The organism is Novosphingobium sp. BL-A-28-Hi1-0D (genome assembly GCF_055521755.1).
The window spans coordinates 42452-66475 of the sequence record NZ_JBVFVV010000002.1 but is presented as its reverse complement, the minus strand read 5'-3'; the positions used below and the strand labels follow the sequence as shown (position 1 = coordinate 66475).

Below are 24024 nucleotides of genomic sequence, written 5' to 3'. Positions count from 1 at the left end.
GGTCAATGCTCCTGCTTCACCGGGAAGCGGTCGTAGTAGAAGGCGAAGCGCTGGCGCAGCGCCGCAACGTCGACGCCGAACACGCCTTCGAGATCGTAGGCGACCTTGCCGTGGGCGTGGCGCGGGTTCTCGGCGAGGTAGCCGAGCAGCTTCGCTTCGGTTTCGGGCGGCAGATCGAGACCTGCGAGCGCATAGATCCGCCGCGCCATGCCCTGCTGGTCGGCCATGTATTCGTGGAACAGCACGTCGAGCGATTGGTCTGCTCCCCACGCCTCGCGCTGCGCGACGCATTCGCGCAGCAGCGCCTCAATGCGGTCGGTCCAGAGGCGGGCGAGGGCAGGCGGATCGATCTTCGACCGGCGGGTGCGGTCGGAATAGCCGAGCATGGTGGTCAGCGAGCGCAGCACGTCCACCGGATCGCGGTGGGTGATGACCATCGTCGCATCGGGGAACACCGCCCTGATCGCGGACAGGTTCTCCATGTGCTGCGGCGATTTCAGCAGCCAGCGCACGCCCATTGGTTTGCCACGCTGCCACGCAATCGCCTGCAGCACCTTCTTCTCGTAGGCATAGGACCCCGTGCGGTCATGCGCGAGATAATGGCGTGTCCAGCGCGGCAGGCGGGCGGAGAACTCCCAGTTGTAGCAGTTCATGTCCATGAAAAGCAGCTCGTTGTCCTCGTGGATGTCGTTCGCCGCCATCTCGTGCATCGCGGCCATGTGCGGCACGAGCGCGCCGAACGCGCCCCAGTAAGCCGCAGACCGGGCAATGCGCGGATCGACTTCGCCGGGCGGGACGGGGTCGCCCGCCACCGGCTCTTCGGATTCCCACAGCGTCAGCGAATCCAGCCGCTCGTCGCGCGAGAGCCAGTTGACCAGATGCGTCGTGCCCGAACGTGGCAGCCCGGCGATGAAGATCGGGCGCTCCACTGGCACGTCGAGGATCTCGGGGTTGCGCCGGATCAGGTCCTCGATCCGCAGCCGGTTGGCCATGGCCCTCACCGCCTGCTGCAGCACGAAGACCCGTCCGCCGCGCGTCAGCCCTTCGTCCTCGTAAAGCGCTTCGAGGATCACGGCGAGGCGGGTGCGGAAGCCGGTGTCCTCGCCGAAATCGGAGAGGCCGGTCTCGGCCATCGCCCGCGCCAGCACTTCGTCGGCGCTCATCGGGCAGGGGAAGTCGGCAGGGCCCTCGCGCCATGCGGCAAGCTCGGGCGTCACCATCGGATCGGCCATGTCGGCAATCTCGATAAGTCTGGTCATGCGGCCTCCGGGAACGTGAGCATGACCTTGGCCGCGCGCGCACCATCGGCGGCCACGGCAAGCGCCTCGTGAAAGCGGGAAAACTCGAAGCTGTGGCTGATCAGCGCGGACAGGTCCTGGCCCCCATGCGCCAGCATCGCGATGGCCTCGCCGAACTCGGCGGCGCGGTTGTCGGCGATGGAGCCGGCCACGGTGATCTCGTTGGCCATCATCCGCCACAGGTCGAGCGCCAGCGGCTTGTGATGCAGCGCGATCACCGCGATCCTCGCGCGGTACTTCGCCACGGCAACGACTTCCGCCAGCGCGCCTGCCGAGCCAGCGCAATCGACGAACAGGTCAGTCCCGACAAAGGCACTGCCGAACCGCTCGCCCCGCCCGTGGAACCGTGCCAGCGCCTCGGTCAGCGGCTCATTGCCGACGTTCACCGCAAGGCCTGCGCCCAGAGCACGCGCCCGCTCGAGCCGCTCGGGCACCCGGTCGAAAATCGCGATGTCCGTTGCGCCCAGATGCCGCGCCATGACCAGTGTGCACAGGCCGATGGGGCCAGCGCCGAGAATGGCGATCCTGTCAGAGGCACAGGCCCCGCCGACCCGCAATCCGTGCAGGCCCACCGACAGCGGCTCGGCCAGTGCGGCATGGGCAAAGGAGAGGTGATCGGGCAGGGCAAACAGCGTCTCGCCGATCTCGGCACCGGCCACGCGGATGAACGGGGCCATCGCCCCATCGGGTCCGCCACCGCCGATATAGGCCCGGTCGGGATTGACCGCGACGCGCATCCCCGGCGCAACCCCGGCAACGCCCGGACCGACGGCCTCGACGGTGCCGGCAAATTCATGGCCGATGGGCAAGGGCTGCAAGAGCGGCTCCACCCCGCCAAGCCCGCCTTGCGCGATATAGCCCAGGTCGCTGCCGCAGATGCCGCAGGCGTGGACGCGGACCAACGCTTCGCCCATACCGCAAGTGGGCACGGGAACCTCGTCAAGCCGGACGTCTCCGGGTCCATGCACGCGGGCAAGCTGCATCAGGCTCCCTTTCCCGTTTCCTGCGGGCCGATTGCTTCGGGCTCCGCTTATTACGCGTTCATTGGCTGGATTCGCTCTTTCGCTTATGAATGCGTATCACTATAGCCAATTGTAAAGCCGAATCATGCAAAAACATTCGGGGAGAGCCGAGATGACGATCAGCCTTGAAGACCTTGCCGCTCGCCTGTCCGCGCTGGAGGACAAGGAGGCCATCCGCGCGCTCAAGGCCCGTTACCTGCGCGCCTGCGATCTCAAGCAGGTCGAGGACGTGCGTGACTGCTTTGCCACCGGCAAGATCCGCATCGCCTACGAAAACTTCCCCGAGTTCGACGACCGCGATGCCTTCGTCGCGATCTACGAACAGATGGCCTGCAACGGCGGCGTCTATGACCTTCACCACGCCACCAACTGGCAGATCGACCTCGAGAGCGACGCACGCGCCACCGGCAAATGGTCGCTCAACTTCCGCACGATCCTGACAGGGCCCCGCCAGGTGGTCCGTCTCGCGGTGGAATACGATGACGTTTACGAGAAGCGCGATGGCCGCTGGTGGATCGTCGAGACGGTCAGCCACGTCACCTCGATGCTGACCGAACAGGTCGGCGAGGACGGCAGCGTCACCGTGATCGCGCTGGCCGAGCCGCCCGCAGCCTGAACTTTCAAGAGGGAACCCCTGACATGGCAATCAATTACGGCCTCGAAGGCAAAGTCGCGCTCGTCACCGGCGCAGGTGGCGGCATTGGCCGTGCGGCGGCGGAAGTCTTCGCGCGTTCCGGCGCCAGCGTCATGGTCAGCGACGTCAACGAGGCAGGCGGCGCCGAAACTGTCGCGCTGATCGAAGCGGCAGGCGGCAAGGCGGCCTTCGTGCGCTGCGATGTCAGCAACGCCGAACAGGTCAAGGCCATGGTCGCCGCCACTGTTGCCACGTTCGGCAGGCTCAATTGCGCGTTCAACAACGCCGGCATCAACCGCGTGACCGACGACCAGTATGACGACGCCATCTGGGAGCGCGACATCGCGATCAACCTCTCGGGCGTGATGCGCTGCATGCGCGAGGAAGCCGCGGTCATGCTGCAGACCGGGGGCGGTGCCATCGTCAACACTGCCTCGATCAACGGCCTTGTCGGCAATGGCGCACAGCCTGCCTACACCGCCGCCAAGCACGGCGTCGTCGGCCTTGCCCGCCACGGCGCTCTGCGCTGGGCGAAGGCTGGAATTCGTGTGAACGCGGTGTGCCCTGGCGTGATTGAAACCCCGATGACCGCGCCACTCTTGCAGAACCCGGAAATCAAGTCCCTCATGGACTCGATGACGCCGATGGGGCGCATGGGCTCGGCTAGCGAAATTGCCGAAGCCGTGGTCTGGCTCTGCTCGCCTGCGGCAAGCTTTGTCACCGGCCATGCCATGGTGGTGGACGGGGGCGCTACAGCCTTCTGATCACTTGCCTTTAATCGGCCGCTTAATTACCCCTGTGCCAATAACCCCAAAGCAGTAACCGCAGAACAAGCGGATTCGGGACAGGTGGCGAAATGGCTGAAGGCGCGTTCGACTATATCGTGATCGGTGCGGGCAGTGCCGGATCGGTTCTGGCCGCACGGCTGACCGAAGACCCCCACGTGCGCGTGCTCCTGCTCGAAGCGGGCGGGCGCAACACCTCGGTGCTGGTGCGCATGCCCGCAGGCGTGGGCACGCTGATCAAGCAGAAGAGCAAGCACAACTGGGGCTTCTGGTCTGAACCAGAACCGCACATGGACAACCGCCGCATGTGGCACCCGCGCGGCAAGGGCCTTGGCGGATCGTCGGCGATCAACGGCATGGTTTATATCCGCGGCCACGCCCGCGATTACGATCAGTGGCGGCAGCTGGGCCTCGAAGGCTGGTCCTATGCCGATGTCCTGCCCTATTTCCGCAAGGCCGAGGATTACGTTGGCGGCGCCGACCAGTTCCACGGCGCAGGCGGCCCGCTCAAGGTCAGCTGGGGCGAGAATTCGGATCATCCGCTCTATCGCGGCGTGATCGAGGCGGGGCGGCAGGCCGGGCACAAGGTCACGCCCGATTTCAACGGCGCGGATCAGGAAGGCTTCGGCCGCTATCAGCTGACCATCCACGACGGCCAGCGCTGGAGCGCGGCGCGCGGCTACCTCGCCCCGATTGCTGGCAAGCGCAGCAACCTGACGGTTGTGACCGGCGCGCGCGTCCACCGCATCGTCGTCGAGAACGGGCGAGCGACTGGCGTCGAGTATTCCTTGGGGCAGGGCAAACCTGTGACCCGCGCCGATGCCAGGCGCGAAGTGCTGCTCAGCGCGGGTGCGTTCCAGTCCCCGCAGATCCTCCAGCTTTCGGGAATCGGCGATCCGGACAAGCTCAAGGCCCACGGCATTGCCCCGGTCCATGCGCTCAAGGGAGTGGGCGAGAACCTGCAGGACCATCTCGACGTCACGCTCAACTGGGCCTGCACCCAGCCGATCTCGCTCTACAACGAGATCAAGGGCTTGCGGCAGCTGAAGGTCGGACTGCAATACCTGCTGACCGGCAAGGGCACCGGCCGCCAGAACGGGCTGGAAGCAGGCGCCTTCCTCAAGTCCCGCCCCGATCTCGACCGGCCCGACCTGCAGATCCACTTCGTCATCGCGATCATGCAGGAGCACGCCAAGGTCAAGGCCAACCGCGACGGCTTCACCATCCATGTCTGCCAGCTGCGCCCGGAGAGCCGTGGGCACGTCGGCCTGACCTCGGCAGACCCTTATGCCGATCCTGCAATCCTCACCAACTTCATGGCCGCCGAGGAAGACCGCCGCGCCGTGCGCGAAGGCATCCGCATCGCGCGGCATGTGGCGGCGCAGGAGGCCTTCGCCCCCTATCGCGGCGAGGAGATCTGGCCCGGCACGCACGTGCAGAGCGACGAGGAGATCGACGCCTGGGTCCGCGCCAAGGGCGAGACGATCTACCACCCCGTCGGCACCGCGAAGATGGGCACGAGCGACGATCCCATGGCCGTGGTCGACAAGGACTGCCGCGTGATCGGGCTTCAGGGCCTGCGCGTAATCGATGCCTCGGTCATGCCCACGCTGATCGGCGGCAACACCAACGCGCCCACGATCATGATCGCGGAAAAGATCGCCGACCAGCTGCGCGGCCTGCCTCCGCTTGCGCCCGCCGAGACAAGGGCGGCGGAGTTCGTCTGACGCAAGGCGAAGCGCGTGCCGATGTGATGCCAGTGACGATGTGACGAACGCCATTGCGCCGCGCCGGTCGCGCGCGCAAGAATTGCGGCCATGATCAAGCCATTCTTCCGCAAGCATCCCGTTCTCGGCACGGTCGGCGCGCTCGTTCTGGGCAGCGCAGGCATTGGCGGGGCCGTGTGGGCCTGTGCCGACAGTTCCTGCTATCCCGGCTGGCAATTGGGCGCGCTGGAGTATGACTGCGCAGGCCGCGCGCTGATCAGCCCCGGCAACGATACCCGCATCAATCTCGTCATGCTGATGCAGAGCGTTCAGCCGGGCGCGGCGCTGCCCGCCGAGGCGAGGGTCGATCCCAATGATCCGCAGTTCGGCAAGGTGTTCCTGTCATGGGAAGGCCTGCGCGGGTCGCTCTGGCCCGAACCTGCCGTGGACGAGACGGCGGAGTACGACGAGAAGAAATGCTACGAGGCCGAACCCGGAAGCGCCGATTTCCTCGCCGCGCTGGCGGCTGAAGCGTCTGTTCCCGCAGGCGAACGCGCCTTGCTCAAGACCATGCGTGAGGCCGCCGGATGCCACGAGGGCGAATGGAACGATGCCGCCATCACCAGCAAACAGGGCCGCGCCTTCCTCGCCTATCTCAAGGCCGCCGATGCATTCCACAAGGCAGACTATGCGGCGGCGGAAGCAGGCTTTGCCGCGCTGGAGAAGGCGGAAAACGCATGGATCGCTGAAACCGCGCGCTACATGCCGATCCGCATCGGCCTGCGCGGCGCGGCGGCAACGTCGCTCGATGAATGGGGCGATTTTGCCGGTCCGGACAAGGTTGACCGGGCAGCACTGACCTCGGCGGCCAAGGCGATCGACGCCTACCTCGCCGCCTATCCCAAGGGCCGCTACGCCGCATCCGCCCGAGGCCTGAAGCGCCGCGTGGCATGGCTTGGCGGCGATACCGATACGCTCGTCGCCACCTATGAAGCGCTGCTCAGGGCAACGCCGGCCACCAGCGTCGAGGCGGCCTATCTCGCCGAGGAGATCGACCGCAAGCTGCTCGACCGCGAAGACGCTGCTGCCGTGGTAGCGAAGCAGGGCAACGCGCCCTTGCTGCTGGCGCTGGCCGACATGAAGAAGATGCGGCCTGTTTACGACGGGCCAGCGGTGGGCCTTTCCGCCGCCGATCTGGCCGCGCACCAGCCGCAGTTCGCCGCCCATCCCGATCTCTACGGCCTGCTCGAAGCGACCCGCATCACTTATGCGGGCGAGAACGCCAGGCCGATCCTCGCCCTCCTGCCCGATGCCGCGCGGGCAAAAGGCATGACCCCGCTCGCCTTCAGCCGCCAGTTCGTGCGCGGACAGGCGCTTTCCGCCCTGCGCGATCCCAACGAGGCCGGGTTCTGGCGCGAGCTGATCGGTGCCGCCAGCCCGTTCCACCAACGCCCGCTGGCCGAACTTGGCCTTGCCCTGCGCTGGCAGCGCGACGGGCGGGTCGATCAGGTCTTCGCCCCCGGATCGCCGGTGCAGGAGCAATCGATCCGCGAAGTGCTGCTGCAGACCGTGGCCAGCCCCGCGATCCTGCGCGCCAGTGCGGCGGACGCCTCGCGTTCAGGCCATGAACGCGACGTCGCCCGCTTCGCCCTGCTCCACAAGGACCTGACGCGCGGTGCCTTTGCCGATTTCACGCGCGACGTGGCGCTGGTGCCTGCCGATGCGAATGTCGACGGTGGCTTGTGGGGCTTTGCCCAGCAGGAGCGCGTGCCCGTCGGCCTGTTCACCAAGGGCCGGTGGTCCGATGGCTTTGTCTGTCCTTCCATCGCGCAGACCGCCGCCACGCTCGCCCGCAACCCTGCCGACCAGCGCGCCCGCCTGTGCCTTGGCGACTTCTGGCGCCTCAACGGGTTCGATGGTTTCGCCCTGCACGCGCCCGGCGATGGTGCGAACGTGCTTGGGAAGGGGCCGGACCTCTTCCCCGGCAAGGCAAGCTATCGCGACGCCATCTACGCTGCGATCATTGCCGACAAGGCCGCGCCTGCTGACATCCGCGCCTATGCGCTCTACCGCGCCGTCCGCTGCTATGCGCCTGCGGGCTACAACGGCTGTGCAGGGCCAGCGCACACCACGGCGGAACTCGAAGCCGCTCAGGTGCCGCTGGCCACGCGCAAGGGCTGGTACGACGAGCTGAAGAAGCGCTACCCGCAAAGCCAGTGGGCCAGGGCGCTGCGCTTCTACTGGTGAACTGGCGCGCGCCCATCCTGCTGCTGTCGCTGCTTCTGGCCTGCTGCGAACGGCAGGTTGAGGCCCCGCGCGTGACTGCCGAAACCGCCGACGCCATCTTCGTCTGGCCCGGCGTCCACCCCGCGCCCGGAATCAAGGCCCGCACCGTCTATCTGCTCGATGGCGAAATCCGCCGCGAAGGCGCAGTGCGGCTTCACCGCTTGCGCATGGGCACCCCGCGCCTGCCCGGCCGCACCCTCTGGCTGGTGGTGCGCGCCGAACGGCTCGATTGGACCGACGCCACACGCGCCGCGATCCTTGCCGATCTGGCGAAGTGGCGCGCGGCGGGCAACGATGTCGCAGGCCTGCAGGTCGATTTCGACGCCACGACCAAGGGCCTGTCAGGCTATGCCGCGTTCCTGAAAGACCTGCGCGCCCGTCTGCCCACGGACGTGCGCCTGTCGATCACCGGGCTGATGGACTGGAGCGCGCACGGCGATCCGCAGGCGCTCCACCAGCTGGCTGGAACTGTCGACGAGGTCGTCATCCAGACCTACCAGGCCCGCACGACCATCCCCGGCTACGAAGCCTATTTCGCAAGGATGGACAACTTCCCGATCCCGTTCCGCGTGGCCCTTGTCGAAGGCGGGGAATGGCAGGCCCCGCCGGGCCTCGAACGCCATCCCGGGTTCCGCGGCTATGCGCTGTTCCTGCTGGCCGCACCTAGGTGAAGTTACGCAACCTCCACGTCCGGATTGTTAGAAAATCGGTTGCATTGTCCGCAGCTTAACCAAGCTGAAACGGGTGGCAGCCAACAAGCGACGCGATGCGGGCATTACTGGACTTCTTCCGGCTGGACACCAGCGATGCCGAGCTTGCCCGCGCGCAATTCCGCTCGTTCTCGGTTCACATGCCGCTGCTCTACGCGATCCTCGTGTGCAACGCGGTGGCGATCACGGTCTCGTTCTTCAATCTGCAAATGATGGTCAAGACGGTCGTCCTGCCCGCCGTGATCTGCAGCATCGCCATCTCGCGTGCGGTCTGGTGGTGGCGTCAGGGTGATCCGGCCAAGCTCACTGACGCCCAGATCGGCCACTACCTCCGGCGTACCTGCACGCTGGCTGTGCTGATGACCATCGCGTTCGAAGTCTGGTGCATCTGGGTCTATCAGGATGGCGATCCCTACACCAAGGGCAACCTGACCTTCTTCCTCGGCCTGACCGAGGTCAGCACCGTGTTCTGCCTCATGCCACTGCGCGCCGCCGCCATGCGCGTGGCCGTCGCCAGCACGTTCTCGTTCGTGTTCTACTTCTCGTGGGCAGACGGCGGCCACATGCTGTCGCAGGCGATCGTGCTGTGTCTGGTCGGCACGGGAATGGTCGTCGTCACCCACCGCTACAACCAGTCCTATGCGGCACTGATCCTCTCGCAGCGCACCCTGCACATGCGACAGCTCGAGACTGAAAAGCTCTCCGAGGAAAACCGCCGCATCGCCTTCAGCGATTCGCTCAGCGGCTTGCCGAACCGCCGCGAACTCCTGACCCGGCTGGACCGGCTGGAGGCCCGCGTCGACCTGATGCCCGACAGCCTTGCGCTGATCTTCATCGATCTCGACGGCTTCAAGGCGGTCAACGACGAGCATGGGCATCAGGCAGGTGACGCGCTTATCCGCAGCGTCTGTATCAGGCTCGGCCAGCACTGCCCGCGCCATGCCACGCTGGCCCGTGTCGGGGGCGACGAATTTGCCGTCGTGCTGGAAATGCCGGCCGGTCGGGCAGGCGCCGAGGAGGAAGCGCGCAAGCTCGCAGCCACCCTGCTCGAGGAAATCGCCCTGCCGGTGCTGGTCGACCGCCATGTCCTGCAGGTTGGAGCCAGCATCGGCCTTGCTGCCAACCGCGATGACACAGGCCGCCCGCGCGAACTCCTGCGCCGTGCCGATACCGCGATGTATCACGCCAAGACCCAGGGCAAGGGACAGGTCGCGATCTACGATGCCGGGTTCGACGAGGGTCGCCTGCGCCGCCTCGCCATCGAGAGCCAGATCGGCCGGGGCCTCGCCCGCGGTGAATTCGAAGTGTTCTACCAGCCCATCGTCGATGCCGATCGGGGTACCGTCGTCTCGGTCGAGGCGCTGGTGCGTTGGCCCCGGCGTCCGGAAGGCGAATTGCCGCCGGACGAGTTCATCGACATCGCCGAGGCCACTGGCCAGATCCATCCCTTGGGGTTGTTCGTGCTGGAACGCGCCTGCCGCGACATCGGCCCGCTCGGCGATCTGAAACTGAGCGTAAACGTGTCGCCCGCGCAGTTCCGCGATTCCACCTTCGAACGGCAGGTCGCGCATGTGCTGGAGCAGACGAAGTTCCCGCCGCACCGCCTGCAGTTCGAGATCACCGAAGGCTACCTCCTGGCCAATCCCGAGCGCGTCCTGCGCGCGGTGGAAGCATTCAAGGCCAATGGCATGTCCATCGCCCTCGACGATTTCGGCACCGGCTTCACCAGCATCCACTACCTGCGATCCTACGGCTTCAGCCACATCAAGATCGACAAGTCGCTGCTCGAAGGCCTCGCTCCCGGCAGCAAGGCGACCATGCTGGTTACCGGCGCGATCACGCTGGCCTGCGGGCTCGACATGCAGGTCATCGCCGAGGGCGTGGAAAACGAGACGCAGGCGCAGGTCCTGCGCGCTGCGGGCTGCCACGAGCTGCAGGGCTACCTGTTCGGCCGTCCGATGCCGATCGATGCCTTCGCGGCCCGTCTGGCAAATGGCTTCCGCGCCGGCACGCAGGCTCCGGCGCGGCTGGTGGGGTGAGCGGCGGCGGTCAGCCCGCGAAAGCCGCCTTCAATCGCGCACCGGCCCGTTCGATATAGGGCATGGCATCGGGCACCGCCTCGAACATCGAGAAGAAGCCGTGGATCATGCCGGGCGCCAGCTCGGTCTCCACCGGAACCCCTGCGGCTTTCAGCGCCTCGGCATAGGCCAGCCCTTCGTCGCGCAAGGGATCGTACTGCGCCACCAGCACCGTCGCGGGCGGCAGGCCCTCCAGATTGTCGTGACGCAGGACCGCCGCGTGCGGGTGCGGGTCGCCGTGGTCGCCCACGTAATGTGCCCAGAACCACTGCATCATCCGCGTGGTCAGGAAATATCCTTCGGCATTCTCGGTGTAGGAGCCGTTCTCGAAATCGGTGTCGGTCACCGGATAGATCAGCAGCTGGTGCGCCAGCTTCGGCCCGCCCGCATCGCGCACGCGGATCGCCACGGCTGCGGCAAGATTGCCGCCCGCGCTGTCACCCGCCACCGCCAGCCGCGCCGGATCAATGCCCAGCTCGCCCGCGTGCTCCACCGCCCAGAGCAGCGCATCGTGGCAATCGTCGAGCGGGCCGGGGAAGGGCGTCTCGGGCGCCAGCCGGTACTCGACCGAAAGCACCGCCGCCCCGCTCGCCACAGCCAGCGCGCGGGCCGTGGCATCATGGCTCTCGATTGATCCGATCACCCAGCCGCCGCCATGGTAGAACAACACCAGCGGCGCATTCTCGCCCGCGCCCTCGGGCTTGTAGAGCCGCGCCGTGATCGTGCGCCCCGTCAGCTCCAGCGTCACATCGCGCACGTGCGCCACCGCAGGCGGCGGGCCCATCTGCATCGGCTTGTTCGCCTCGCGCAGTTGCTCGGGCGTCACCGTCTCGTAATCGACCGGCGGCATCTGCGCGAAAAAGCCGAGCAGCGCCTCGACCTGGGGATTGAGCGTCATCTTGGGGCCTCTCCGTTAGCCGTATTGCGCAGCGATTTCAGCGACAGCCGCCGCCACGTCGCCGCGACGATAGCCGAGCAGCGCGGTTTCGCCAGCATCGGGTTCATAACTGATCGTGTTGCCGCGCCCTTGCGGGATGGCGATGTCGGGCAGCAGCGGCAATTCCTCGTCACGCTCCTCCAGCACCACATCGCTGCCAACGGCGTCGAAGAACAGCTGGAAGTATTCGCGGAATGTCAGGTTCTCATCGCCCACCAGATAGGCCTTGCCCGGCTCGCCGCGCTCCAGCGCACCCTCGATGGCTTCGGACAATGACCGGAACGACATGAAGTTCGTGCCCCCGGTCGGTGCGAAGTAGGGGATCGGGATCTGTCCCTTGGCCCAGGCGACATAGGGCTCGAAGATCGCGCTTGGCAGGCCCGGCACTGCGCCCACCATGAACGGCGCGTTGACGCTGACCACGTCGAAGTCGTGAGATGCCTCGTTGCGCGCCAGCTGGCAGGCGGCAAGGCGCGACTGGATATAGACGTTGCCCGCAATCAGGTCTGGCGCGGCCTGCGGATAGAAGCTGCCAAGCTGCACGGCACGCTTCACGCCCGCCTCACGCGCAGCGGCAAACACGGCAGGCAGGGCCACGTGGTTGGCCTTTTTCAGCCAGGCCCCGAAGTCCTCGCCCTGCGGCACGTGGCGCGGATCGTTGCCCGCGGCAAAGACCATCCAGTCGAACCCCTCGAGCTTGTCGGCGGTAAAGTCCCCCGCGACATAATCGCCCGCCATGAACCCCAGCCCCGTAAGCGGCGTCCCGGCCGGTGCGGACGAGCGCCCGGTAATCGTCACGTCATGTCCCTGCGCTGCCAGATGCAGCGCGGCATGGCCGCCAAGCGCTCCCGTGCCTCCGATGACCAGTACCTTCATCATTCTCTCCCTTCGGAATTCGCGTTCACCACCGGCAGTGGTGCAAGATCAGGGCTGCGGCGCAGCAGATTGCCGCCGTCGACGGCGATGCATTGCCCGGTCACCCAGGCGCTTTCGTCGCCTGCAAGGAACCGCACGGCGCCCGCCATGTCCTGCGCCTCGCCCAGCCGGCCGAGCGGGTATTCGGGCAGGAAAGCCTGCGCCGCGCCGCCATCGAACATGTCCTTCGTCGCGCCTGATCGGGTCAGGCCGGGACGGATCGCATTGACGCGCAGGCCCGATGGCCCCAGCTCGTCGGCAGCGGACCGCACCAGCCCCTCCAGCGCAGCCTTGGCCACATGGTAGGCCGCAAGGTGGCGGAACGTCAGCACCGCCGCGCCCGAAGACAGGCACACGATCGAACCCCCGGGGCGCATCAGCGGAGCGCTTGCGCGGATCACGTGAAAGGCGGAGACGACATTGCTCTCGAAGGCATCGCGGAAGTCGTCCGCCGTGCTGTGAACAATGGGTTTGAACCCGCCCCCGCCGACCGTGGCAAAGGCCACGTCCAGCCGTCCGGAAAGGTCATGCGCGCCGCGTACCGCATCCGCCACGGCCTTCTCGTCGGTGCCATCGCCGACGAAATGGTGGATCTCTGCCCCCGGCACCTGCGCACGGATGCGCGCGGCAACTTCGGCCAGCCCATCCGGCCGCCGCGCCATCAGCGCCAGCCGTGCGCCGTCGCGGGCAAGCTGCAGGGCGCAGGCTTCGGCAATCGCGCCGGTCGCACCGGTGACGAACGCCGTCCGCCCGGCAAGACCGCTCACGCAGCCCCACCCGGGTTCGAGACGGGGCGCAACTCCTCCCAATCGACGATCAGTGCGCGCCGGGTGAACTTCCACGCATCACCTTCGCGCCGCCACTGGTCCTGATAGCGGATCGCCCAGACCAGCAGCGTGTCGCCACGCTCACCGGCAATGCGATGCTCGGCAGTGGAGCGGGTCTCGCCATGCGCAGTGTCGCCCTCCACGGTCACGTCCATGTCGTGCACCACATGGCGCGTGGCGACGAAGGCGTGGGTCAGATGGTCGATTGAGCCAAGGTTCGCCTCAAGCCCCGCGATGCTGAAACCCGGTCCCGAAATCTCGATGTCGTCGGCCAGCACCTCGCGCCACAGCGCCTTGTCGCGCCGGTCCGCGCCAAGGGCATAGCGCTCCGCCGTGCGCCGCAAGGCGGCAAGGTCGCTCACGAAACTGTTCCGGGAATCACGAGCCCATTGCCGGAAATGAGCGGGACGTTGGTCCATTCGCCCTGCGGCGTGCGATACCATCCTGCCGCCGCCAGCGCGCCGCCGTCGATGTTGATCGTGCTGCCGGTTACCCACGCCGCCAGCGGGCTGGCGAGGTAGAGCGCCGCGCCCGCGCAGTCGCTCGGCTGGCCGAACCGGCCCAGCGGTATCCAGCGCTCCTCGTGGGCGCGGTTCTCCGGCGGGATCATGTAGTCGAGCGCCACTTGCGGCGTATCCGTCGTCTCGGGCGCGATGGTGTTCACGCGGATGCCTTCGGGCCCAAGCTCCAGCGCAAGGCTCTTGGTAAAGCCCGTCACCGCCCACTTCGCCGCCGCATAGACCGAGCAATAGGGGATGCCGCGATGGGCCTCGATCGAGGTGACATTGATGATGCTCGATCCCGGCGCGCCCTTGCGCAGCAGCGGGATCATCGCCTTGGTCATGCGCAGCAACTGGCCAAGGTTCACGTCGAGAATTTCCTCGGCCTCTTCCTCCTCCAGCATGGCAAAGGGCCGGGCGTGGACGAAGTGCCCGACATTGTTGACCAGCACGTCGAGCCTGCCGGTCTCCGCAGCGATCCGCTCGGCCAGCATTGCGCCCACGCCGCGCTGGCGCACGTCGCAGCGGATCACGCGCGCGGTGGGCATGGCGGCCTCGGCGGCATCGGCGTTGGCCGGGTCGATCTCGGCGATGACGACATGTGCACCCGCGCCCGCAAAGGCCTCGGCAATCGCCCGGCCGATGCCCACGCCGCCGCCGGTGACGAGCACGGTCTTTCCGGTGAAGTCCAGCGCCTGCGCAGCAAGCCCGGCGTTCGTTCCCGCAGTCATCGGATACAGTTCCTCTCCGCGCCGATGATTCGGCATATATTCTTATTGTTTCTACGCATTCTGTTTCCGGTGATCGAAGATGTCAACCGGATGCGTAGAATGAGAGTGCCGACCCTGCAGATGCCGGAGGTCTCGAAATACCGAGCGTCGTACACCCGCCCCCAGCCCCTCCCTAAAGGGAGGGGAGCGAGACTTATTGAGCCAAAGGCGAGATTAGTCGCAGCGGGGAGGGTGCACCACGCCCGCGCGGATACGCCACTTACACCCCCGGCTGATCCGCCGGAATGTGCACCACCAGCCCGTCAAGCTCCTCGCCAAGCTGGACCTGGCAGGACAGGCGGCTGTTGGCACGGATCTCCACCCCCTCGATGGCCTCGAGCATCTCGCGTTCGTCAGGCCGCGCCGCACCCGTGCGGTCGAGCCATTCGGGGTCGATGTAGCAGTGGCAGGTTGCGCACTGCATCATCCCCCCGCACAGCGCGTCGATCCCGTCGACAAGATTGCCGACCGCGAGCTGCATCAGGGTCATGCCCTCGAAATTGACGCACGTGCGCTGCGAACCGTCCGGCTGGACGAAAGTCACCTTGGCCATTCAGTGCGCCTCACGCATGCGCCGGGCAACCGGCCGCCTTGGCCAGTGCCGCAACGTCCGCGCTTGCCGCAGCCCCGTCCACCTTGCGCCGCTTGTAGCGCACGCGGCAGGGCTGGGCCGGCCAGTACGTCGATGCGCCTGCGATAGGCTTGACCTCGTCGATCAGTTCCATGTCGAAGTTCTGCAGCAGGATCGCCACCAGCACCTTCATTTCCATGCGCGCGAAGTTCACGCCCGCGCAGCGATGCACCCCGCCGCCAAAGCCGATCAGCGAATTGCTTGTCGTCTGCGCTTCCGGATTGGCCGGGTTGAAGCGTTCAGGATCATAGGCATCGGCGTTGGGGAAGGTCTCTTCCATGCGGTGGCTGACAGAAGGCGCCAGCAGCACGAACTCGCCCTTGCGGATGGTATAGCCTTCGCGCTCGATGTCGGCGCTGGCCTTGCGGCTGAGCATGTAGGCCACCGGATGAAGCCGCTCGGTCTCGCGCAGGGCAAGGTCCATCTTCTCCATGGCGATGGCATGTTCCCAGCTCAGGTTTCCGCCATTGCCACCGCCCAGCAGTACCGCCGTCTCGTCGCGCAGCACTTTGGCATAGCCGGGGTTCTGCAGCAGGTCGGCGAGTGCCCAGCTGACCTGTCCTGCCGTGGTTTCATGGCCTGCCCACACCAGCAGCAGGATCAGGTGGCGGATGATCTCGTCAGGCACGGGGCGGCCATCGGGATACTTCGTCTCGATCATCGTCTGGAAGAAGTCGGGCGGATCGAGCGGGAGGCTGCGGCGCTTGTCGATCCACGATTGCAGGATCGCGTGGAGCTTCTTCTTGGCGCGTTGCGATTTCACCATCTTGGGCGTCGGCAGCCACAGCGGCAGGACGAATTCCATGCCGCCCGAAAAATCGCGGAACAGGTCGAAGAACTCGTGCCCCAGCTTCTCGTGGAACTCGCGCCCCATGAAGCTGTGCGCGGCGATGTCCATCACCACCGGGCCCAATGTCGGGATCAGGTCGAACTCGCCTTCCTCGCCCAGCCGGTCAACCAGGTTGAGCGATTCCTCGACCATCACCGGCACGTACTGCTTCATCGATGCCGCCTTGAACCGGGGCATGATGATCGCGCGCTGGCGCAGGTACTCGTCCATCTCGGCGAAGGAATAGAAATCGGGCGAGAACATCTTGAGGAAGAACGGCATCGACTCCCGGATCGAGAGCAGCTTGTCGGTCTCTTCGAAGAAGAAGCGGTTGTGTTCGGGCCCCAGCATCACGTTCATGCGCTGGCCCATGAAGTTCATCGCGAACATCCGCCCCTTCGAACGGTAGCCGCGTTTCAGGACCGAAACCGGATCGCGGAAAAACTGTGCGAGATGCCCAAGAAGTGGCGCGCCCCCATCGAGCAAGGGAAGGCCACCGGCAGAAGGTGCTGCGCTTGCCATGCGATTTTCTCCCAATCGGCCGGTTGCTCCGGCTTGACCGGCGAAGCCTATGGCGCACGGGATCGGGCGCAAGAGGTCAGGGTAGGGAGGTATCGTGCGATGATCCGTGGGGGATCATCAGGTGAACTTGGCCGACAGGCTTCGCAGGCCCACCCCCAACCCCTCCCGCTTGCGGGAGGGGGGAAGAAAGCGCAACAGGGTCCCCTTCCCGCAAGCGGGAGGTCGCCAACTCTTACTCCCCTCCCGCAGGCGGGAGGGGTCGGGGGTGGGCAAAGGCGCTACCCCTCAATAAACCGCCGCCGGATTCTTCGGACGCGGGCTGCCCAGCATGTCGCGGTGCGAAGGCCGGTCATGCCCGCGGTCCGTAACGCCCAGCTCCTTGGCGATCTCCGCCACGATCAGCGTCTGGCCCGAAAGCTCGTCGCGGTTCGGAGCCTTGTCGATCGCGGCCAGCACGTGCGCGGAAAATTCGGGGTTTTCGGCCATCGATAGGAAGCCTTCGTACTGCTCCGGATTGGTCTTGGCCGCGATCAATGCGCGCTCGGTCAGCTGCGGGCCGAGCCATAGCGAGACCGCGATCACGCCGGTGCCGCGGAAATCATGCTCCATGTCGTGCGCCAGCTTGTCGAGCCCGGCCTTCTGCGCGCCATAGGCTGGGCCATGCATGTAGCAGGTCGCGCCGAACGACGAGGTCATCGCGATCAGGCCGGACTTCTGCGGCACCATGATCTTCGCCGCGTGCCAGCTCGCCACATAGGCGCTGCGCAGGCCGACATCGATGATCTTCTGCGCGTCCAGCTCCTTCTCCCAGAACGGCGCCTTGTCGATCAGCTGGTGGTGCATGTAGGCGGCATTGTTGACCAGCACGTCGAGGCGGCCCTGCTCGTCCATGATCTGCTCGAACACGCGCGCAACGCTCGCATCGTCGGCATGATCGCAGACCACGGGAATGCCCTTGCCGCCCAGGTCATTGATTTTCTGCGCGGTTTCGGAAACGGTGCCGGGCAGCACGGTGCCGTCCCAGCCCTTGGCATCGCCCGGCGTCACGGTGCGGCCGGTGACATAGACGGTGTATCCCATCTCGCCAAAGCCCCGGGCGATCCCGGCGCCTGCGCCCCGGCTGGCCCCGGTGACGAGAGCGACCTTTGGAGCGATTTTCGGTTGGTCGGACATGTCGGTTCCTCTTGATTCAGGTCAGCCCAGATGGGCGAAGTCGAACTGGCTGGTGGGGATGATGTCGTTGCGGGTGAAGTCGAGGAAAGCGTGGCAGCTGTCCATCATCGCATCGAGATTGGCCTTGAACTTGGCCGGATTGCCGACCGCGTCGAAGAAGGCTTCGGGTTCACTCAAGGCATTGATCGGAAAGCATTCTTCCACGAACGCACTGTAAGCGGGCGCATTCTCGGTCAATGGGCGCACGATCAGGTTCTGGACGTACTCGAAGTTGGCCTGAGTCTCGATCGCCACGCGGGTATGATGCGAATGCCAGTGGGCGATGGCGGCATCGCGTGAGAGGTCCGGACGGAACGAAATGAAGCTCGCCTGGCTCCAGCCCCATGTGCGATGTTTCCCTGGGGAAACATTTCGTGAACACGGATGGGCGGTGTTCGGGATGATCTCCGATTCGCAGACCAGCCACGCGGCAAACCATGCGCTGTGTTCGCTGAGCGCGGCGTCGACCTCGCCCCGGAAGCGGGCGTTGGCGGACGGCATCCAGAATTGCGCGACGGCGGCCTGTTGCGGGGCCTGCCACTGCTGGACCAAGGCCTCGCCCGGCGCTACCGTGGCATCGCGGATGTTGAGGCGCACGCGGCTGGCACCTGCGGAAACCAGCGCCTGCGGCAGCGTTTCGAGCAGGCGCGCGCCATAGGCCGCGCGACTTTCGCCCGGTGGCGCCCAAAGCGCGGCGACGACCTTTTCCATCGCTTCAGCCTCTCCTAACCCATATTTTTCGTAGAATCCTTGCACCTATTCTACGCATGGAGTTGACATGAGCGCAAGTCTGGCCGACGTTTGCGTCAAATTTCGGGAGAGAGGGCGCCGATGCGCCCCGCTGGCAGGACAATATGACCGTGAACTGGCAAAAGGAAGTCGACGTCGTCGTCGTGGGATCGGGCGCGGGCGGGATGCTCAGCGCGCTCGTGGCGGCGAAGAACCGGGCCGAGGTGCTGGTGGTCGAGAAGGACAAGCTCTGGGGCGGGACCAGCGCGACGTCGGGCGGGGGCATCTGGATTCCCGGGAGCGATCAGGCCAAGGCCCTGGGATTCGAGGATAATCTCGACGACGCCTTCAAGTACGTCCGCGCGCTTTCGGCCGACAACGTGCCCGACGAGAACATCCGCGCCTATGTCGAGAACGCCGCGCCGATGCTGCGCTGGGTGACTGCGAACACCGGGGTGATCTACACCTCGCAGCCCTATCCCGATTACCATGCGGAGAATCCCGGCGGATCGGTGACGGGATACCGCACCCACCTGCCCGAAATGTTCGACGGCACGCTGCTGGGTAACGATCTGAAAACGCAGCGACTTCCCTCCCCCGCCGCCAGCCTGTTCGGCTACCTCAACTGGACCTTCGCCGAGACATATCAGCTGCTCTATCGCGGCCCCGGCTGGCTGACGGGCCTGGCGAAGAACATGGCCAAGTACTGGTTCGACTGGCCGCTGCGCTTCACCTCGCGCAAGGACCGGCGGCTGACGCTGGGCAATGCGCTGACCGGGGGCTTGCGGGTGGCGCTCAACGAGGTCGGGGTGCCGCTCTGGCTGGCCACGCCGATGAAGGAGCTGGTGACCGAGAATGGCCGGGTTGTCGGCATCGTGGTGGAGAAGGACGGCAAGCCCTTTGCCATCCGCACGCGCAAGGGCGTGGTGCTGGCGGCGGGCGGGTTCGACAAGAACCAGCAGATGCGCGATGCCAACGCCCCGCTCTACAACAAGGCCTGGGCATCGGGCGGGGTGACAAGCAATACCGGCGATGCGATCCGTGCGGGGCAGGCCGTGGGCGCGGGCACGATGAACATGCAGTCGGCCTGGGCCGCGCCGGTGTTCTACGTGCCGGGCGAGGATCGCGGGCGGTTGTGCACGATCGAGCGCGCGCTGCCGGGGTGCATCATGGTCAACCAGAAGGGCCAGCGCTATCTCAACGAGGCGGCCTCCTATCACATCGTCGGCCAGCAGATGGCGCGGCGGGAGAAGGAATTCGGCGACGCGTCCCCAAGCTGGATGGTGTTCGACCACAAGTATCGCCACCAGTTCCCGATGGGCCCGCTGCTGCCGCTGGTGCCCGACTGGCTGCAATCGGGCGCGGTCAAGTCGATCCTCAAGAAGGGGCGCACGATCGGCGAGCTGGCCAAGGCGATGGGCGTCGATTCCGCCGCGCTCGAACTGCAGATCGCGCGCTTCAATGCAGGGGCCGCCAAGGGCGAAGACCCCGAATTCCATCGCGGCGATGCGGCCTATGACAAGATGTACGGCGACTATCGCCACCAGCCCAACCCCTGCCTGCGCCCGCTGACCGAGGGGCCGTTCTACGCCATGCCGATCTACCCCGGCGACATCGGCACCAACGGGGGCCTGCGCACCAATGCCAAGGCGCAAGTGGTGGACGACGGCGGCAAGCCGATCCCCGGCCTCTATGCCGTGGGCAACAACGCCGCTTCGGCCATGGGCGAAAGCTATCCGGGTGCGGGCGTGACCATCGGCCCTGCGATGACCTTCGGCTATGTTGCGGCACGAGACCTGACCGGCGCCAATGACTGAAGCGCAGAAAGTCGTCCGCATCGGCGGGGCGAGCGGGGCGCTGAACGACAGCGCGATTGCGGTGCCGGGGCTGCTCAAGGTCGAGGGGCTGAACTACCTTGCCTTCGATTACCTTGGCGAAGGGGCGATGGGGATCTTCCGGCGAATGAAGCAGGCGGACCCCGCCTCGGGTTTCCTGCCGGATTTCGTCGACATTCACATCGGGCCGTACCTGAAGGAGCTGAAGGCGCGCGGCATCCGCGTGACCGCCAATGCCGGGGGCATGAACCCGGAAGGCCTTGCCGAGCTGGTCCGCCAGCGCGGACGCGAACAGGGGCTGGAGCTGCGCGTCGCGACGGTGACCGGCGACGATGTCGAACATCTGGTGCCCGACCTTCGCGCCGAGGGATTGCGCGACATGTATAGCGGTGCGCCTCTGCCCGAAGGCGGCATCGGCATGCACGCCTATATCGGCGCGTTCGGGATTGCCCGCGCGCTCGATGCCGGGGCGGACGTGGTGATTACCGGGCGCGTGGTCGATTCCGCGCTGATCCTGGGGCCGCTGATCCACGAATTCGGCTGGGGGGCGGACGACCTCGATCTGCTGGCGGCGGGCACCGTGGCCGGGCATCTGCTCGAATGCGGCGCGCAGGCGACGGGCGGGACCTTCACCGACTGGCAGGACGTACCGGACTGGGCCAACATCGGCTTCCCGGTGGGCGAATGCCATGCCGATGGCAGCGTGGTGATGACCAAGCCTGAGGGCACCGGAGGGCTGGTGTCGGTCGGCACGATTTCCGAGCAACTGCTCTACGAAGTGGGCGATCCGCGCGCCTACATCGTGCCCGATGTGGTCTGCGACTTTACCGGGATCACGGTGGAGCAGGTGGGGCCGGACAGGGTGCTGGTGTGCGGGGCCAAGGGTTACGCGCCGCCTGAAACGCTGAAGCTGTGCGGCACGTTCGATGATGGCTGGCGCTCGGTCGCGCTGATCCCGGTGAGCGGGATCGATGCGGTGGCCAAGGCGCGGCGGACGGCGGATGCCCTGCTCGAACGGGTTTCGGCCATGCTGGAGGAGCGGGGCTGGGGACCGTGGCGGCAAAGCCATGTCGAGGTGATCGGGACCGAGACGGCGTGGGGGCCGAGGGCTGCGGCACTGGCTCCGCGTGAAGTTCTGCTCAAGATCGTGGTCGATCATGCCATGCCTGCAGCCTGCATGCTGTTCGGGCGCGAGCAGACCACGGCGATCATGAACATGAGCGTCGGCACTTCAATTGCGCCGATCATTGCCGCGCCAAGGGCCTTTCCGCTGACGGGGATGTTCTTCGGCCTGATCGACCGGGCGCGGGTGACGCAGGCGGTGGCGCTGGATGGGGTGGCGCTGGACTTTGCCGATCCGGTCAGGCCGGGGTTCGATCCGGCCGTGCTGCCGCAGATCGAAGCGCCGTTCTCGCCAGTCGCTGACGATCTTGTCGAAGTGCCGCTGATCCGGCTGGCCTGGGCGCGCAGTGGCGACAAGGGGCGGCTGTTCAACGTGGCCGTCATCGCGCGTGAGCCTGCCTTCCTGCCGTGGATCAGGGCGAGCCTCAGCGTGGAGGCCGTGACCGAATGGTATCGCCACCTGTTCGACGATCCTGCCCATGCGCGGGTTGAAGCGTTCGAAGTGCCGGGTACCTGCGCGATCAACTTCCTCGCCCACGATGCGCAGGGCGGCGGGATCAATCTTTCGCCGCGCTTCGATGCGGCGGCAAAGAGCATGGCGCAGCACCTGCTGGAAATGCCGGTGCAGGTGCCGCGCTCGTTACTCGAAAAAGGATAGAACGATGGCCGATGACCTGCCCTATCTCGCGCGTGGCGCGAAGCCGGTGGCGACTGACAGCACCGTGCTGGTCAGCAATTCGGACTACCTGAACGAGCCGCGCCTGCGCGACTGGCTGGCGACGGCGTACTTGCGCAAGAGCGGCAAGGATTCGCCCACCACGCTTGATGCGCACAAGCTCTATGGCATCCTTGCCGACATCTTTGATGTGCCACGGATCGAGGCGCTGTTCACCGCCGAGCGCAAGCGCTGGCCCGAGCTGGATGCGTGGTTCGAGGCGGGCTTTTCGTCGAACTTCACGGTGGATGAGCTGCTGGCCAATCCCGAAGGATCGCTCGGCCACATGTTCGGGCGCTACTTGCGCGACAACGGGTTCGAGATCGACATCGTGCCGCGCTTTACCCCGCGCAACCAGTTCGAGTATTTCTCGCTGCGCAGCGGGCAGACGCATGATCTGGAGCATATCGTCTGCGGCGGCGGGTTCGACATCATCGGCGAGCTGGTGCCCTACTTCGCGCGGCTATCGAACCTTCCGCGCTTCCTTGATCCCGAACTGGTCGGGCTGATCAATGCCGGGCAGTTGCTTGGCGCGCTGCGGCTCGTCTCGCGCACCGGGCTGCACTATCCGGCGGCGTTTCCGACTGTGCTGAAGGCGGTGCGCTGCGGCATGGACGTGGGCGAGCAGTCTGGCCCCTACTGGATGGCGAAGTACGAGGACGTGTTCCACCTGCCGCTGGAAGAGGCGCGGGCGGCGCTTGGCATCGTCGGCGCGGTCGACCTCGACAGCCGCGAGGCTTCGCTGCTGTGGCCGGAGTATAGCTGATTGGGTTGCCGCACCAGAAATGCCGGTTCCGGATGCAGTCGCTCTTGCCCAAATGAACGATTTTACTATATATCTTTCATTTGAAAGGAGCGCCGATCATGGTTGCGCTTGCCAAGCCGCTGCAGGAAAAGGCCGGTGCGCTGTCCGGTGCCGTCCTCAGGATCGGTGATCTCTGGAGCCTGAGCAATGCCAAGCTGGGGTCCATTCTGGGGCTATCCCCGGCGACGGTATCGCGCCTGCGCGCCGGCACGACGGCACTTGACCCTGCGTCCAAGTCTTTCGAAGCCGGCCAGTTCCTGCTGCGCCTGTTCCGGTCCCTTGACGCCTTGCTGGGCAGTGACGACAACGCCGCAAAGGCATGGCTGAACACCGTCAATCTTGATCTCGACGGCAAGCCGATCGACCGGATTGATACGATGCGGGGCTTGATGGAGGTCTGCGACTATGTGGACTTCTACCGCGCTCGCGTCTGAGCACCGGCCATACCGCGGGAAGGTCTGGCGACTGGTCGAAGCCCAGCACCGGATTTCGACAAACCGCCTCGCCAGGACCAGAGCGGAGCAGGAAGCGCTCGAAGAACTGGCGGAGGAGGTGAAGCCGCAGGTCCCTTTGGCGGCGCGGCATATGGACTTTCTGCTGGCATCGCCCTTTCGCTATGGACATCGCCAGGCCAGCCGCTTTCGCCGTGCCGACGAACGACCGGGCATCTTCTATTCGAGCGAGGCCGAGCGCACGGCTTTGACGGAAGCATCATACTGGCGATTGCGCTTCTTCTCGCGCTCTCCGGGTTTCGCGCCACCTGTCACCACCATCGAATGCACCAGCTTCTGGGTTCGCGTGGCAAGCGAGAGCGCGCTGGACCTCACTTCTCCCCCATTTGCTGACGATGAGGCGGCGTGGACAGACCCTGACGATTACAGCGCGTGTCAGGCGCTTGCTGCGGAAGCGCGTGTTGCCAAAACCCAAGCGATAAGGACACGGTCGGTCCGCGATCCGGCGGGCTTCAATGTCGTGATCCTTGATCCCGCGGCATTTGCCGAGGCGAGGCCGCACCATGGGAAGACCTGGCACCTTCGTTATGAGGGGGATCGCCTGATCGCCTTGGCCGCCTTTCCCCACGATGACAGGTTCGAGTTTTCGGCCGCAGCGTTCGGGTTGCGGTGACATGATATGACTGAGGGGCCGGAGCTTTCGC

The 24024-nt window shown here is 66.0% G+C and carries 22 protein-coding genes; 11 read left to right on the top strand and 11 right to left on the bottom strand.

Going from position 1 to position 24024, the window contains the following annotated elements:
• Window positions 1-2: 2 nt before the first annotated feature.
• Together ACZ1JW_RS17940 and ACZ1JW_RS17935 are read right to left on the bottom strand one after the other, a co-directional pair.
• On the bottom strand, window positions 3-1259 hold the full coding sequence (locus ACZ1JW_RS17940) for a sulfotransferase family protein (RefSeq protein ID WP_465143012.1): 1257 nt from the start codon (window positions 1257-1259) through the stop codon (window positions 3-5).
• On the bottom strand, window positions 1256-2281 hold the full coding sequence (locus ACZ1JW_RS17935; protein ID WP_465143011.1) for a zinc-dependent alcohol dehydrogenase: 1026 nt from the start codon (window positions 2279-2281) through the stop codon (window positions 1256-1258). The genes ACZ1JW_RS17940 and ACZ1JW_RS17935 overlap by 4 nt, the downstream gene beginning before the upstream one ends.
• 151 nt (window positions 2282-2432) lie before the next feature.
• On the opposite strand from ACZ1JW_RS17935, the gene ACZ1JW_RS17930 reads away from it, so the two are divergent.
• The 6 genes from ACZ1JW_RS17930 (at window position 2433) to ACZ1JW_RS17905 (ending at window position 10480) form a co-directional block, all read left to right on the top strand.
• Window positions 2433-2936 carry a nuclear transport factor 2 family protein gene (locus tag ACZ1JW_RS17930; protein WP_465126653.1) on the top strand — a complete coding sequence of 168 codons (504 nt, stop codon included), beginning with the start codon at window positions 2433-2435 and terminating at the stop codon, window positions 2934-2936.
• Window positions 2937-2959: 23 nt separating this feature from the next.
• A complete protein-coding gene (locus ACZ1JW_RS17925; RefSeq protein WP_465143010.1) occupies window positions 2960-3718 on the top strand; it encodes a glucose 1-dehydrogenase in 759 nt (252 codons plus the stop codon).
• Between the two features lie 92 nt (window positions 3719-3810).
• Window positions 3811-5466: a choline dehydrogenase gene (locus ACZ1JW_RS17920; RefSeq protein WP_465143009.1), complete on the top strand. Its 1656-nt coding sequence runs from the start codon at window positions 3811-3813 to the stop codon at window positions 5464-5466.
• A 90-nt stretch (window positions 5467-5556) separates the two neighbouring features.
• Window positions 5557-7692, top strand: a complete 2136-nt coding sequence (locus tag ACZ1JW_RS17915; RefSeq protein WP_465143008.1) for a PA5441 family protein — start codon at window positions 5557-5559, stop codon at window positions 7690-7692.
• Window positions 7689-8402, top strand: coding sequence for a DUF3142 domain-containing protein (locus tag ACZ1JW_RS17910; RefSeq protein WP_465143007.1), 714 nt, complete (start codon window positions 7689-7691; stop codon window positions 8400-8402). The genes ACZ1JW_RS17915 and ACZ1JW_RS17910 overlap by 4 nt, the downstream gene beginning before the upstream one ends.
• 95 nt (window positions 8403-8497) lie before the next feature.
• Window positions 8498-10480: a putative bifunctional diguanylate cyclase/phosphodiesterase gene (locus ACZ1JW_RS17905; protein ID WP_465126648.1), complete on the top strand. Its 1983-nt coding sequence runs from the start codon at window positions 8498-8500 to the stop codon at window positions 10478-10480.
• Window positions 10481-10490: 10 nt separating this feature from the next.
• Here ACZ1JW_RS17905 and estDL136 read toward each other — a convergent pair whose 3' ends face one another.
• The 9 genes from estDL136 to ACZ1JW_RS17860 form a co-directional block, all read right to left on the bottom strand.
• A complete protein-coding gene (estDL136, locus tag ACZ1JW_RS17900) occupies window positions 10491-11417 on the bottom strand; it encodes a chloramphenicol hydrolase (RefSeq protein ID WP_465143006.1) in 927 nt (308 codons plus the stop codon).
• A gap of 15 nt (window positions 11418-11432) precedes the next feature.
• The gene (locus ACZ1JW_RS17895; protein ID WP_465143109.1) at window positions 11433-12332 is read right to left on the bottom strand and encodes an NAD-dependent epimerase/dehydratase family protein; all 900 of its coding nucleotides are present in this window, start codon (window positions 12330-12332) and stop codon (window positions 11433-11435) included.
• On the bottom strand, window positions 12332-13138 hold the full coding sequence (locus tag ACZ1JW_RS17890; RefSeq protein WP_465143005.1) for an SDR family NAD(P)-dependent oxidoreductase: 807 nt from the start codon (window positions 13136-13138) through the stop codon (window positions 12332-12334). The genes ACZ1JW_RS17895 and ACZ1JW_RS17890 overlap by 1 nt, the downstream gene beginning before the upstream one ends.
• Window positions 13135-13560: a nuclear transport factor 2 family protein gene (locus tag ACZ1JW_RS17885; RefSeq protein ID WP_465126645.1), complete on the bottom strand. Its 426-nt coding sequence runs from the start codon at window positions 13558-13560 to the stop codon at window positions 13135-13137. The genes ACZ1JW_RS17890 and ACZ1JW_RS17885 overlap by 4 nt, the downstream gene beginning before the upstream one ends.
• On the bottom strand, window positions 13557-14429 hold the full coding sequence (locus ACZ1JW_RS17880) for an SDR family NAD(P)-dependent oxidoreductase (protein WP_465126644.1): 873 nt from the start codon (window positions 14427-14429) through the stop codon (window positions 13557-13559). The genes ACZ1JW_RS17885 and ACZ1JW_RS17880 overlap by 4 nt, the downstream gene beginning before the upstream one ends.
• 259 nt (window positions 14430-14688) lie before the next feature.
• A complete protein-coding gene (locus ACZ1JW_RS17875) occupies window positions 14689-15021 on the bottom strand; it encodes a 2Fe-2S iron-sulfur cluster-binding protein (RefSeq protein WP_465126643.1) in 333 nt (110 codons plus the stop codon).
• A 10-nt stretch (window positions 15022-15031) separates the two neighbouring features.
• Window positions 15032-16450: a cytochrome P450 gene (locus ACZ1JW_RS17870; protein ID WP_465143004.1), complete on the bottom strand. Its 1419-nt coding sequence runs from the start codon at window positions 16448-16450 to the stop codon at window positions 15032-15034.
• 285 nt (window positions 16451-16735) lie between these two features.
• Window positions 16736-17623 (bottom strand): SDR family NAD(P)-dependent oxidoreductase, encoded by an 888-nt coding sequence (locus ACZ1JW_RS17865; protein WP_465126641.1) that lies wholly within the window; start codon window positions 17621-17623, stop codon window positions 16736-16738.
• Between the two features lie 21 nt (window positions 17624-17644).
• A complete protein-coding gene (locus tag ACZ1JW_RS17860) occupies window positions 17645-18373 on the bottom strand; it encodes an EthD domain-containing protein (protein WP_465143003.1) in 729 nt (242 codons plus the stop codon).
• Window positions 18374-18516: 143 nt separating this feature from the next.
• Between ACZ1JW_RS17860 and ACZ1JW_RS17855 the strand changes: the two genes are divergently transcribed.
• The 5 genes from ACZ1JW_RS17855 (at window position 18517) to ACZ1JW_RS17835 (ending at window position 23993) form a co-directional block, all read left to right on the top strand.
• Complete coding sequence (locus tag ACZ1JW_RS17855; protein WP_465143002.1) at window positions 18517-20208, top strand: FAD-dependent oxidoreductase; 1692 nt, start codon at window positions 18517-18519, stop codon at window positions 20206-20208.
• Window positions 20201-22006, top strand: coding sequence for an acyclic terpene utilization AtuA family protein (locus ACZ1JW_RS17850; RefSeq protein WP_465143001.1), 1806 nt, complete (start codon window positions 20201-20203; stop codon window positions 22004-22006). The genes ACZ1JW_RS17855 and ACZ1JW_RS17850 overlap by 8 nt, the downstream gene beginning before the upstream one ends.
• Before the next feature lie 4 nt (window positions 22007-22010).
• On the top strand, window positions 22011-22829 hold the full coding sequence (locus ACZ1JW_RS17845) for a Coq4 family protein (protein ID WP_465126637.1): 819 nt from the start codon (window positions 22011-22013) through the stop codon (window positions 22827-22829).
• 98 nt (window positions 22830-22927) lie between these two features.
• A complete protein-coding gene (locus tag ACZ1JW_RS17840; protein ID WP_465143000.1) occupies window positions 22928-23302 on the top strand; it encodes an antitoxin Xre/MbcA/ParS toxin-binding domain-containing protein in 375 nt (124 codons plus the stop codon).
• The gene (locus tag ACZ1JW_RS17835) at window positions 23274-23993 is read left to right on the top strand and encodes an RES family NAD+ phosphorylase (RefSeq protein WP_465126635.1); all 720 of its coding nucleotides are present in this window, start codon (window positions 23274-23276) and stop codon (window positions 23991-23993) included. Before ACZ1JW_RS17840 ends, ACZ1JW_RS17835 begins: the two co-directional genes overlap by 29 nt.
• Window positions 23994-24024: the final 31 nt, after the last annotated feature.